This is a genomic window from Bacillus sp. G1(2015b) (assembly GCF_001482475.1).
Lineage (GTDB): Bacteria > Bacillota > Bacilli > Bacillales > Bacillaceae > Bacillus > Bacillus safensis.
Window position 1 is genome coordinate 166,478 of the sequence record NZ_LKIC01000010.1, and the last position, 12,022, is coordinate 178,499.

The 12,022-nt window shown below is 41.9% G+C and carries 15 protein-coding genes; 3 read left to right on the top strand and 12 right to left on the bottom strand.

Annotated features, from left to right (window positions below):
- Positions 1 to 4: 4 nt before the first annotated feature.
- The 7 genes from AMR95_RS07670 to AMR95_RS07700 form a co-directional block, all read right to left on the bottom strand.
- On the bottom strand, positions 5 to 337 hold the full coding sequence (locus tag AMR95_RS07670) for a PTS lactose/cellobiose transporter subunit IIA (protein ID WP_041086062.1): 333 nt from the start codon (positions 335 to 337) through the stop codon (positions 5 to 7).
- 3 nt (positions 338 to 340) lie between these two features.
- Complete coding sequence (locus AMR95_RS07675) at positions 341 to 652, bottom strand: PTS sugar transporter subunit IIB (protein WP_039179770.1); 312 nt, start codon at positions 650 to 652, stop codon at positions 341 to 343.
- Positions 653 to 788: 136 nt separating this feature from the next.
- Positions 789 to 1,574 (bottom strand): SDR family oxidoreductase, encoded by a 786-nt coding sequence (locus AMR95_RS07680; RefSeq protein WP_058838007.1) that lies wholly within the window; start codon positions 1,572 to 1,574, stop codon positions 789 to 791.
- Between the two features lie 12 nt (positions 1,575 to 1,586).
- Positions 1,587 to 2,435 (bottom strand): GRP family sugar transporter, encoded by an 849-nt coding sequence (locus AMR95_RS07685; RefSeq protein WP_039183192.1) that lies wholly within the window; start codon positions 2,433 to 2,435, stop codon positions 1,587 to 1,589.
- 114 nt (positions 2,436 to 2,549) lie between these two features.
- Positions 2,550 to 3,959, bottom strand: coding sequence for an NADP-dependent phosphogluconate dehydrogenase (gndA, locus tag AMR95_RS07690; protein WP_039179776.1), 1,410 nt, complete (start codon positions 3,957 to 3,959; stop codon positions 2,550 to 2,552).
- A gap of 98 nt (positions 3,960 to 4,057) precedes the next feature.
- On the bottom strand, positions 4,058 to 5,302 hold the full coding sequence (locus AMR95_RS07695; protein ID WP_058838008.1) for a DNA polymerase IV: 1,245 nt from the start codon (positions 5,300 to 5,302) through the stop codon (positions 4,058 to 4,060).
- A 114-nt stretch (positions 5,303 to 5,416) separates the two neighbouring features.
- Positions 5,417 to 6,409 (bottom strand): carbon-nitrogen hydrolase family protein, encoded by a 993-nt coding sequence (locus AMR95_RS07700; protein ID WP_058838026.1) that lies wholly within the window; start codon positions 6,407 to 6,409, stop codon positions 5,417 to 5,419.
- A 180-nt stretch (positions 6,410 to 6,589) separates the two neighbouring features.
- On the opposite strand from AMR95_RS07700, the gene AMR95_RS07705 reads away from it, so the two are divergent.
- Positions 6,590 to 6,871, top strand: coding sequence for a hypothetical protein (locus AMR95_RS07705; protein ID WP_058838009.1), 282 nt, complete (start codon positions 6,590 to 6,592; stop codon positions 6,869 to 6,871).
- Between the two features lie 28 nt (positions 6,872 to 6,899).
- The gene (locus tag AMR95_RS07710) at positions 6,900 to 7,718 is read left to right on the top strand and encodes a membrane protein insertase YidC (protein ID WP_058838010.1); all 819 of its coding nucleotides are present in this window, start codon (positions 6,900 to 6,902) and stop codon (positions 7,716 to 7,718) included.
- A 36-nt stretch (positions 7,719 to 7,754) separates the two neighbouring features.
- Here AMR95_RS07710 and AMR95_RS07715 read toward each other — a convergent pair whose 3' ends face one another.
- From AMR95_RS07715 to mce, 4 genes are read right to left on the bottom strand one after another with little or no spacing between them, the layout of a single operon-like run.
- Entirely contained in the window at positions 7,755 to 8,219 is a 465-nt protein-coding gene (locus tag AMR95_RS07715) for a chemotaxis protein CheW (RefSeq protein WP_039179788.1), read from the bottom strand.
- Positions 8,220 to 8,233: 14 nt separating this feature from the next.
- On the bottom strand, positions 8,234 to 9,355 hold the full coding sequence (locus AMR95_RS07720) for a M20/M25/M40 family metallo-hydrolase (protein ID WP_058838011.1): 1,122 nt from the start codon (positions 9,353 to 9,355) through the stop codon (positions 8,234 to 8,236).
- Positions 9,356 to 9,371: 16 nt separating this feature from the next.
- Positions 9,372 to 10,835, bottom strand: coding sequence for an acyl-CoA carboxylase subunit beta (locus AMR95_RS07725; protein ID WP_058838012.1), 1,464 nt, complete (start codon positions 10,833 to 10,835; stop codon positions 9,372 to 9,374).
- Positions 10,828 to 11,250, bottom strand: a complete 423-nt coding sequence (mce, locus tag AMR95_RS07730) for a methylmalonyl-CoA epimerase (protein WP_058838013.1) — start codon at positions 11,248 to 11,250, stop codon at positions 10,828 to 10,830. Before mce ends, AMR95_RS07725 begins: the two co-directional genes overlap by 8 nt.
- 101 nt (positions 11,251 to 11,351) lie before the next feature.
- Between mce and prli42 the strand changes: the two genes are divergently transcribed.
- Entirely contained in the window at positions 11,352 to 11,444 is a 93-nt protein-coding gene (prli42, locus tag AMR95_RS19490) for a stressosome-associated protein Prli42 (RefSeq protein ID WP_149126490.1), read from the top strand.
- Between the two features lie 38 nt (positions 11,445 to 11,482).
- Here the strand turns inward: prli42 and AMR95_RS07735 are convergent, their stop codons facing one another.
- Positions 11,483 to 11,992 carry a L,D-transpeptidase gene (locus AMR95_RS07735; RefSeq protein WP_041106809.1) on the bottom strand — a complete coding sequence of 170 codons (510 nt, stop codon included), beginning with the start codon at positions 11,990 to 11,992 and terminating at the stop codon, positions 11,483 to 11,485.
- Between the last annotated feature and the right edge of the window lie 30 nt (positions 11,993 to 12,022).

Consider the following 12,022-nt stretch of genomic DNA (forward strand, 5'->3'; position numbering starts at 1 on the left):
CCCTTTATTGTTTCAGCGATTGGAATATCGGCAGGAGCTCTCCCACAAGCTCCTTGATGGTAATGGTCGACATTAAGTGATCTTCGGCGTGCATGAGCAGTAAGGAAAAGGATGTTGTTTCTCCTCCTGCCTCTTTCTGTACGAGTTGAAAATGGATGTCATGTGCATGCCGTAAATCTTCTTCCGCTTCTTTCATGAGACCAAAAGCCTGTTCTTCTAGACCTTCTCGATATTGTTTCAGAGCCTCGAGCAATTTACTGCGCGCATTCCCGCTGTGTAAGATCAATTGAAAGCTGACTTGTTCCTCCGTGAGCCCTTCGAGTGTTTTCTTTTCCATCCTTTAAGATTCCCCCATCAGTGCAAGTGCCTGTTCATACGCTTTTTGTCCATCGGCAAGCCCGTATGCCTGCATATCAATGACTTCTACCTCAATCCCGTATTTTTTTGCTTCTTTTTGCAGATCTCCTTTTAAAAAGCTCATTTGCGGTCCAATTAACACAACATCCGCATTCGCCATTTCTTTTCTCGCTTGATCTTGCCCAACTGCCCAAATTTCTGCTTCGTCCCCAATTGAATCGGCATGTGCTTTCATTTTTGTCACTAGTAAACTCGTAGACATTCCTGAACTGCATGCTAATAAAATACGTTTCATTTCTCTCACCCCATCGTTGTAATAAAAGCGCTTCCAATTAATATTATATAATTTTATTTTTAAATGTCTAGACATTTAATTTTATTTGTCTGTATTTAATATAAAAAAAGAGCGTATTGTACGCTCTTTTTTTATATTATCCTTTTCCTGCCTGAAAACCTGGATACTTTGTCATGCCGCCGTCTACATATAACGTTAGGCCCGTAACATAGCTTGCTTCTTTTGATGCCAGCCAGACAGCGCATGCTGCCACTTCTTCCGGCTTTCCAATATAGCCGATTGGAATCAGCTCAATTACGCCTTTTTTCAAGGCCGGATCATCGAATTTCTCCGCATTAATCGGGGTATCAATGGCGCCTGGTGCAATACTGTTTACACGGATTTTTTTAGGGGCATATTCAAGTGCCAATGTTTCTGTCAAAAGCTTGGCGCCTCCTTTACTAGCTGCATAATGGACAAAATGAGGCCAAGGAATTTGCTGATGAACCGACGACATATTAATGATCGAGCCTTCTATCCCATGATCCGTCATATACTTTAGTGCATCACGGCATCCTAGAAACATACCTGTTAAATTGGTAGACATCACTTTGTTCCAATTATCCAGCGTCATTTCGGTGGAAGGCACTTCATTTTCAATGCCTGCGTTATTGATCATCACATCAAGACTGCCGAATGTATCAACAGCTTTATTAATCATTGCCTGCATATCCTCTTCCTTTGATACATCTCCTTTGATTTTCACAGCCTGTCCACCAAGTTTTTGAATTTCTGCAATGGTGTCATCCGGATTTTCTTTATCAGAGAAGTAATTGATCACCACATTGGCTTTTTCTTGTCCAAATCGGCGTGCCATCGCTTGGCCAATTCCTGTACCTGCGCCTGTAATCAGAACTGTTTTTCCTTCTAAATCTGGATACATTCGTGTTACCTCCTATTTTGTAAAGCCTAGCAGCACACCGCCTGCAATAATCATCAAGCAGCCTGCAATGACAAAGCTTGTTCTAGATGCTTTCTCTTTTAATAAGTAAATGCCGCCTAGTGTTGAGATGACAATCCCTGTTTGTGACATTGAAAAGCTTACGGCTACGCCAATTAATGGAATGGCCAAAAGCAGTCCAAGATTTCCAGTTGACCAAACAAGACCGGCAATGATATTTCTAAACGTATATTTACTAAATGGATCCTGCTTTAAACTAATCGCTAAGGATGAAAGCAGCATGCCGACAGATTGCGGGACGAGTGCAGACCAGCCATCAATATCAAACCATCTTAAAATGACAACATATCCGACGTAGCCAACGGTTGAAATGAGTAGAATAATGATCCCTTTTTTAAAATTGCCTCTGCCATTCTCGCCGCCGTTCTTTTTTTGACCGAGCGATGTCATGACAACACCTGCAATGATTAGTAAAATGGCGCAGGAACCAATGAGTATGACCGTCATTGTCTGCCATTCTTTGAAGACCATGACGCCAAATAGGGTCGTGCTCACAAGCTGCATGCCCGTTGATAAAGGAACCGCTTTAGACACGCCGAGAAAAGCGACACTTGAAAGCTGATTCATTTGTCCAATACTCCAAAAGATGCCTGAAATGACGGAAACCGCAAATATAAGCGGGGTCAGCTCTGGCATTTTAATGAAAAAAGCTACAATCGAAAATAAAAACGCGCCGAGCGTAATGCCGAGGGTTTGCTGATACGCATTCCCGCCTAGTTTGACACTGATGAGAACTATACTTCCCCAAAATATCGCTGGGAGAAGTGCATATAAGATGCCCACTTCTATCCCTACTTTCTTGTCTTTTTTACATAGCATCCCTCTTTTTCTCATTTTTAGCCGAAAATATGCAAACAAAAAAACCTTACCAAAGGTAAGGTTTATCAGTCGTTCTGTTTATTTCATCCATTCAGTATGGAATACGCCTTCTTTATCTGTGCGCTCATACGTATGTGCACCGAAATAGTCACGCTGTGCTTGAATTAAATTCGCTGGAAGGACAGCTGTGCGATAGCTATCAAAGTAAGCAAGTGCACTTGAGAATGAAGGAACAGGAACTCCTTGTTCCACTGCAAGTGAAATGACTTTACGAAGTGATGATTGATAGTTTTGAGCAATATCCTTAAAGTATGGATCAAGCAATAGGTTTTTCAGTTCAGGATTACGGTCATATGCTTCTTTAATTTGTTGTAAGAAGGCTGCACGAATGATACATCCGCCGCGGAAGATCATCGCAATTTCACCGTATTTTAAATCCCAGTTATATTCATCAGACGCTGCTTTCATTTGCGCAAAGCCTTGTGCGTAAGAACAGATTTTACTCATGAATAGGGCTTTTCTAACCGCTTCGATCAGCTCTTGTTTATTCTCAGCTGATTGCGCAGGCTCAGGACCTTGGATCAATTGACTTGCTTCCACACGCTCATCTTTCATTGCTGAAATGTAGCGCGCAAAAACAGACTCAGTAATGATTGGAAGCGGGACACCTAGATCAAGTGAGCTTTTGCTTGTCCATTTTCCAGTTCCTTTTTGACCAGCTTTATCTAAGATCACATCCACAAGCGGCTGGTTTGTTTCTTCATCCACTTTTGTGAAAATGTCAGCTGTAATTTCGATTAAATAGCTGTCAAGCTCGCCTTTGTTCCACTCTGAGAATACTTCATGAAGCTCCCCTGCTGACAATCCAGCAACATGCTTCAAGATAAAGTATGATTCAGAGATCAATTGCATATCTCCGTACTCGATACCGTTATGAACCATTTTGACATAATGTCCTGCTCCATCTGGGCCGATATACGTTGTACAAGGCTCGCCATCTACTTTCGCAGAGATCGCTTCTAAAATTGGTTTCACTAGCTCATGCGCTTCTTTTTGACCGCCTGGCATGATGGAAGGACCTTTTAGCGCGCCTTCTTCACCGCCGGAAACACCTGTACCAATAAAGTGAATGCCACTTTCTGCAAGCTCTTGATTACGTCTTTGTGTATCCTTGTAATATGTATTTCCACCATCAATTAAAATGTCACCTTTCTCTAGGTGAGGAAGTAATGATTGAATGGTTGCATCTGTTGCTGCACCAGCTTTTACCATTAAAAGAATTTTACGCGGTGTTTCAAGCGACTGAACAAATTCTTCGATGCTGTATGTGCCAACAACGTTTTTTCCTTTTGCTTCTTGAAGAAACTCTTCTGTTTTGCTGCTAGATCTGTTATAAACGGATACGGAGAAACCGCGGCTTTCAATATTGAGGGCAAGGTTTTTCCCCATAACGGCTAGTCCAACCACACCGATTTGTTGTTTTGACATAATTCTGACGTCCCTTCTAACACACTATATTGATTACTGCTGAAATGATGTACCCTTTGAAATTACCACAACATCACCTCTTTTATCAAGTTTTCAGGCTAGTCATTTCCTCTTTCGTCCTGAAAAAAATCTTTATTAAAACTTGTCCCGCTTGTTTTACTCTCTTTTTCCTTAATGGTGATCCCTCTTTGCACCAGTGGCTTTCCATATTTTTCTTTCAGTCCATCTAAAATGGTTTGGAGGGGCTCTTCTTTTGCATCTTCTGTATATGAAAATAAATCAAGCTGTTTAACGGCTGCTTTTCGTTCGACAAGGTCTGTCCCCGTCACACCTAAGAGCCTCACTGGCTGGTCATTCCAATGTTTCAGGAATAACTGTTTTGCCGCTTCAAATATGTCTTCCTTTCGATCCGTTGGATTTGTGAGCATGACACTTCGCGTGATATTTTTCCAGCTTGCATACCGAATCATGATGAGCAGCCGATTCGCCATCACTTCTTTTCTCCTTAACCTTGCACTCACAGATTGTGACAGCTTATCAATTAACGTGACAAGTTCATCTGAATCATCCGAATCATGAGGCAGAGTGGATGAATTGCCGACGGATTTAAATTCGTATATTCTTTCTGGGTCCACGATGCCGTCATGTTCACCGTTCGCCTTTTGCTTTAATCTCGGTCCATTAATGCCAAGCAATTCTTTTAGCGTATACTCATTCGCTTTCGCTAAGTCTTCTATAGTATGAATTCCGATGGTTTTCAATTTATCTGCCGTTTTTTGTCCAACCCCATGCATATCACCAGCAGGGAGCGGCCAAAGCATGTTCGGAACATCTCGTTTACGCAATATGGTGATGCCCATTGGCTTTTTCCAATTAGACGCCATTTTCGCTAAAAATTTATTCGGTGCAATGCCGATACTTGAAGGAAGCATCAGCTCCTCTACTAGCCTTGTTTGAATATCATGAGCTGTTTTTACCGCATGCTCGGCATATGGCGTATGCGTTAAATCAATGTAGCCCTCATCAATCGATACAGGTTCGACTAAATCGCTGTATTCTCTAAGTATTGTAAACATCTCTTGTGAGGAGCTGCGGTACCGGTCAAAGTTCGGTGTGCGGACAATGAGTCCCGGACATAGCCGCTTCGCCTCCCACAAGGGCATCGGGGGCTTCACACCTAATGCTCTCGCCTCGTAGCTGCACGTCACAACAATCCCTTTACGCTCTTTTGCATTTCCGCTGATGGCTAAAGGTTTCCCTCGCAAAGAAGGATCATACGCCATTTCTACATTGGCATAAAAAGCATTCATGTCTATATGAAAAATAATATTTGACACTGGCATAACCCCATTTTCTTGTCTACCTAAATTTTGATCAGCTGCTTTTGATTATACATTGATTTACTTCATCTTTCCTTAAAAAAACCTTCTCTAAAAAAGAGAAGGTTTCACGTTCATTTACACTTTTTCTTCAAGTATACCATGTTGATATTGAATGTCCTCATATGTGAATACTTCATTTTTTTGAGGGTATAATTGTTTCACAACCGGAGTAGGCTGTTGATTAAAATTCATACTCAAACTTTGATTGGAGTAGTGTCCAGCCGGATCAATATAATACTTGTAATCAATGATTCTTTCTACATCAATGTCAGCGTAAGCAATTCCCTCTGTTTCAGCTGGAACCATATCACTGATCGGCTCCCCATCCGGCCCGTAAATGCACGTATGCCCGCTCTTAAATGTTTCAAAGTAATCTCTTTGCTCCTGCGTTAAACAAATCATCTCTTTCATTTCTTCCGTATATATAGATGATGTCATCAGCACAAATGTCTGTGTCGCGATGGCATAATATCTGCTTGATATTTCATCATCAAAATAACCTGGCCAAGAGGCTACATGTACCTGCTCATTTTGGGCATTCATCGCCATAAGATCTAGCGGGACTTGATGCTCCCAGCACATCAATCCGCCTAGGTTTCCAATTTCAGTTTCAAACACTGGCATCATACTGCCACTTCCATCCCCCCAAATGAGTCTTTCTGCTACAGAAGCTCTCATTTTCCGATGTTTTCCTATTAAATCTCCATTTGGATTAAACCAAAGCTGAGCTAAATAGAGAGAGCCGCCATCTTTTTCACTGCATGATATACAAACGTACGTTTCATTTCTTTTTGCTGCTTCACTGATTTTTTGAATGGCTAAGCTAGGGATTTCAACTGCATTTTTATATAATTCATGATAGAACTTTCTTGTATATTCTGGATGACCAATAAAAGCAAACCAAGGATAACCTGGTAAAAATGCTTCTGGGAATGCCACAAGCTTTGCACCATTTGAAGCTGCCTCGTCAATCAGGTCACATGATTTCTCAACGGTTGCTTCCAAATTTAAATAGACTGGTGCTGCTTGTACCGCAGCTGCTCGAAACTTTGGGTAAATACTTGTCATATTCAAAACCTCCATTTCTTTTCATCCCCCTCATTATAGGATAGGAAATATGAAGTTTGGATGACATTTACTATTTTATACATAATAAGGAATTTTATTTAATGGAGAAAACACGCGGTTCTGTTAGACATTTAACCATGTGTATAGTACACTGTGAGTAATGAAATGGATGTGATAATCATGATTATTGATACCTTCAATGAAGTCTTTTTCCTTGTTGAATTCTTTACGATTATTCTTCCAGCGCTGACGGCCATCGGCATTGCGTTTTTACTAAAAGACTGCCGTATGAACGAACACCTTGGTGGGCATCGTTTGGAAGAGTTGGACGCATCTTGCTTGAATCGAACAGACTTTCTGTTTATCATATATGATCGCATTACAACTTGGATTAGTAAAGTCATTCGAATGAAAAGATCATCTAATGATGATGAAGACCATTCGCTTCCTCTCGCTTATTAAATTTTTTTAATCATGAGGAGGAAACGAATTGAAACGTTTATTGACTGTTTTTACGACTTTATGTTTGATGATGATTGCGTCACCTGCATTTGCAGCGAGTACGCAAACGAATACGAGCTCTGATGGGTTTTTCCATCATTATTTTGTTCAGCCTTTTTCTGAGCTGATCATTTGGCTTGCGAACTTCTTTCATGATGATTATGGTTTATCGATTATGTTCGTCACCTTGATTGTCCGCCTGCTGATTTTTCCGCTTTTTGCGAATCAATTTAAGAAGCAAAGAGTCATGCAGGAAAAAATGGCACTGGTGAAGCCTCAGATTGACCAAATACAAAGCAAATTGAAGAAAACGAAAGAACCTGAAAAACAAAAAGAACTGCAAATGGAAATGATGAAAGTATATAAAGAGAACAATGTGAACCCGCTTGCCATGGGCTGTCTGCCGATGCTGATACAAATTCCAATTGTTCTTGGCTTTTACTCAGCAATCCGCTCAACACCTGAGATCGCAACTCATACGTTCTTATGGTTTAATTTAGGACAAACCGATTTATTGGTGGCGATTTTTGCAGGGGCTATGTATTTCTTACAATTTTATGTCACGCAAAAATATGCGAAGCAATCAGGCACCCAGACAGAGGCTGCGCTGAAGCAGGCGAAAGTGATGGGCATGATTTTCCCAATCATGATGCTGTTTCTTTCAATTAATGCACCCGCTGCTCTTCCTTTATACTGGATGACAAGCGGACTACTACTCACGATTCAAACGATTATTTTAAATGTCATGTACCAAAAATCAAAAACGAAAGCTGCGGCTAACGAACAAGCCAAACCAGCTGCTGAATAAAAATAAACCCCTTATCTCACGATAAGGGGCTTTTCATTATGCTAATTCTTCTTTCAACCGGTCTGGCAATTGATCGAGGTCCTCAATTTTCCCAAGGAACTTATTTGGGTCCACTTGTAAAATCATTTTGTTTTCTCTCTCCACAACGCCGAAGAAATATTCAGAGGCCTTCGTGTTCATATGAAATGGCTTGATCTCGCTTTGCTCGATATCGATAATATCTTTTGCATCTGAGACAAGACAGCCAATCATTTGATCGTTTACTTCAAATAGCAGCACCTTTGACTGCTCGTTTACATCAAGAGGCTTACCGTGAAGCATCACACCTGTGTCACTGACAGGAATGACCTCTCCTCTTAATGACATCAGCCCTTTAATTTCTTTTGGAAGGTTCGAAACTTCTTGTAAGTAAGGGACCTTTTCAATCGAACGAATATGCTCTACACTGATGCCAAACTCCTCTTGCCCCACCTGAAAAATAATAATCTTTTGCGCGCTCACAGAGTCTCCTGCCTTTACGATGGATTTGTCGTTTCTTCGATAATGGCGAGAACCATTTCAGCTGTTTTGACTAATTCTTCAATCGGCATTTTCTCATTTTTCGTATGAATATCTTCATATCCAACAGCTAGGTTGACAGTTGGGACGCCGTTGCCTGCAATGACGTTTGCATCACTGCCTCCGCCGCTCGTCTGCAGTTCTGAAGGACGGCCAATTTTTGCTGCCGCTTTTTTCGCCACTTCTACGACTTGATCGCCGTGTGAGAATTTGAAGCCTGGATACATGATGTCAATTTGTACATCGGCACTTCCGCCCATTTCTTTAGCGGTTTTTTCAAAGGCTTCTTTCATCTTCGCTACTTGAGCTTCCATTTTTGCTGGTTCTAAAGAGCGTGCTTCCGCCAAAATATCGACTTGATCGCACACAATATTCGTTTGTGTTCCGCCTTCAAAACGGCCGATATTCGCTGTTGTTTCTTCATCGATGCGGCCAAGTGGCATGCTGGCAATTGCTTTTGATGCAATGGTAATCGCAGACACACCTTTTTCAGGCGCGACACCTGCGTGAGCGGTTTTTCCGTAAATCGTTGCGCGTACTTTTGCCTGTGTTGGTGCAGCTACGATAATCGTACCAACCTTGCCATCTGAATCAAGGGCATAGCCGTATTTCGCTGTCATCAAATTTGGGTCTAACGCTTTTGCTCCAACAAGTCCTGATTCCTCGCCTGCTGTGATCACAAATTCAATCTTCCCGTGCTTTAAATTTTTCTCTTTCAGCACACGGATCGCTTCAAACATAGCAGCAAGTCCTGTTTTATCGTCAGCACCAAGAATAGTTGTTCCATCTGTTTTCACATAGCCGTCCTCAATGACTGGTTTTACGCCATTTCCCGGCACAACTGTATCCATATGAGAAGTGAAATAAATCGTATCTGCCTCTTGGTTCCCTTCTAATGTGCAGACAAGGTTGCCTGCACCGTGGCCTGTTGCCGCTTTTGAATCGTCTTCAACCACTTTAAGACCAAGCTGCGAGAATTTTTCTTTTAATACTTCGACAATTTTCTCTTCGTGTTTTGTTTCTGAATCAACCTGAACTAATTCTAAAAATTCGTCTAGTAAGCGTTTTTCATTGATCATGATGATGCTCCTCCTCTTATAGCGGCATGTTGCCATGCTTTTTTAACGGTCTATCTTCTTCCTTACTGCGAAGCAAATCAAATGAGCGGATCAATCGCTCTCTCGTTTCAGCTGGCATAAAAATATCGTCTATCAGACCTGCCTGGGCCGCTTTCCATACACTTGGTTTGTTTTCAGACTCGCGCGAAGCAGGATGAACAATTTCGTCTGCGAACGTTTTCCCCATGACATCAATTTCGGCCTCTGGCCATGCATAAACAAAGTCAGCGCCTAAGCCCTTGCTATTCATCGCGACATAAGCACCGCCAAACGCCTTTCTTAAAATCACAGTAATTTTGGGAACGGTTGCTTCAGCATACGCATATAAAAGCTTTGCACCGTGGCGGATAATTCCTGCATGCTCAGCTTTCTCCCCTGGTAAAAAACCAGGAACGTCCACAAGGGTTAAGATCGGAATATGAAACGCATCACAAAATCGAATAAACCTGGCCGCTTTATCGGAAGCGTCAAGATCAAGGCTGCCTGCCAGCACCTTTGGCTGATTGGCAACAACACCAATGGAGGCTCCTTGTAATCTGGCAAAACCTGTGACAATATTTTTTGAGAAACAAGGCTGCGTTTCAAAGAATGAGTCTGGATCGGTTATCGCTGTCACCACTTGTTTGACATCATAGGTGCGTGATGGATTCTTTGGCAGAATTCTGCCTGGATCGGCGGAATCGTGCTTTCGTACCCCAGCGCGTGTGACAGCCTGTTGTTTCGTTTGTATGTACGTTAAAAGAGTTCGAACCGCTTTTAACACGTCCTTCTCATCTTTCCCAGTATAGTGCACATTCCCGCTTGTCTGATGCTGAACACTTGCACCGCCAAGACGGTCAGGACAGACCGTTTCTCCTGTTGCTTTTTCTATTACTTTCGGACCAGTTAAAAACATATGAGCTGTTTGCTCTGTCATGAAGACAAAATCAGTCAATGCAGGAGAATAGACTGCACCTCCAGCACATGAACCTAAAATAACAGATATTTGCGGGATTCGACCAGAGTACAGCACATTCCGTTTAAAAATCTGTCCGTATCCTTCTAATGATACCACACCCTCTTGAATTCTCGCACCACCTGAGTCTTTTAGACCGATGACCGGCATCTGATTTTTAGCGGCCAGATCCATTAAAGCGGCAATTTTCTTCGCATGCATTTCGCCTAATGAGCCCCCATATACTGTTGCATCTTGTGCATAAACACATACTGGTTTTCCATGAATGAGTCCCGTTCCAATGACGACACCGTCTCCAACATGCTCTGACAGATCGCCTGTTGCAAATGACTGAATTTCCATCAAGCTGCCCTCGTCAAGAAGTTCATGAAGCCGCTCTCGAGCCGTCAGCTTTCCTTTGTTCTTGTGAACCGCTGCTCGTTTTTCGCCGCCACCCATTAACGCTTTCTTCCGCCATTCAGACAAGTCATTGAACGATTCATTCATCACTATGTTTCTCTCCTTTCAAGGACTCGCACAATTCAAATAACACACCTGACGTTTCTTTAGGTGAAATAAATGCAATTTGCTTGCCGCTGGCGCCCAACTGTGCTGTTTTTTGGAGAAGCTGCACGCCAAGGTGATCGAGACGGCTAAGATCAGCCTGAATGTCACCCGACTTTAGCGCAATATGATGAAGCCCCTCTCCTCTTTTTGTTAAGAAATTATGTAGTTTACTGCGGGCTGAGATTGGCTCAATTAATTCAATGTGCAGATCATCAAGTGAAGCGAAGGACGCTTTAATCTCCTGCTCAGGAATCTCCTGTATGTCTGAAAAATGCCAATTAAATAGCTGATGAAGTTTTTGAGATGTTTCTTTAATAGAAAAGACGGCAATGGCAATATGATCGATTTGTGTCATCCGTTCACTTCCTTTGCTGATCACTTGTCGCATATGAAAAAACCAGATAAAATAAAGACAACTGCGCTTGTCGCAAAAATCTTCGGTTATAGGGGTGCGATATGTCTCAAAAATTCATGAAATTTATGGTATTGCTTATGATTAGCCTGCTGTTAGTTTCTTCACTTTTAGCAGGAGCAGCAGCCTTTTTATAAGGATTGAATAAGAGCAGACAAGCAGGTGATTCGGGATATCAACGAATGGCCTGTTTGTCTTTGGCAAGCGTTTCAAAGGAAGCACTTGATTTTGTAATCCATACCTTTGTTCCAATTGGAAGCTGATCAAACAGCAGCTCTACATCTTGATTATGAAGTCTCACACAGCCTGCCGTGATAAATTTCCCAATCGAAGTTTCATCACTTGTTCCATGAATTCCATAGGTTCTGCCATCTGTTCCTCGTGCATCAAATCCAATCCATCTTCGTCCAAGAGGATTATTCTTCGCACCGCCTTCAATATTTTTTCTTCTGTAATAGGGATCTTTCGCTTTGATCATAATGGTAAATTCACCTTCTGGCGTTAAATCTGCTGTTTTTCCTGTAGAGGCAGGATATACTTTTTGAATTTTCCCTTGATCAATAAAGGCAAGTTCATTTGTTTGTTTATTAATAATGACAAATGGGTCACCTGGCAGCGGGTTTTGGCCAAGCGGCCAGATAGGTGAAAGGGACATGGTCAGTACGGTATAAAATAAAAGACGCATAGGCTCCTCCTTTTTCATTAGATTGACCAA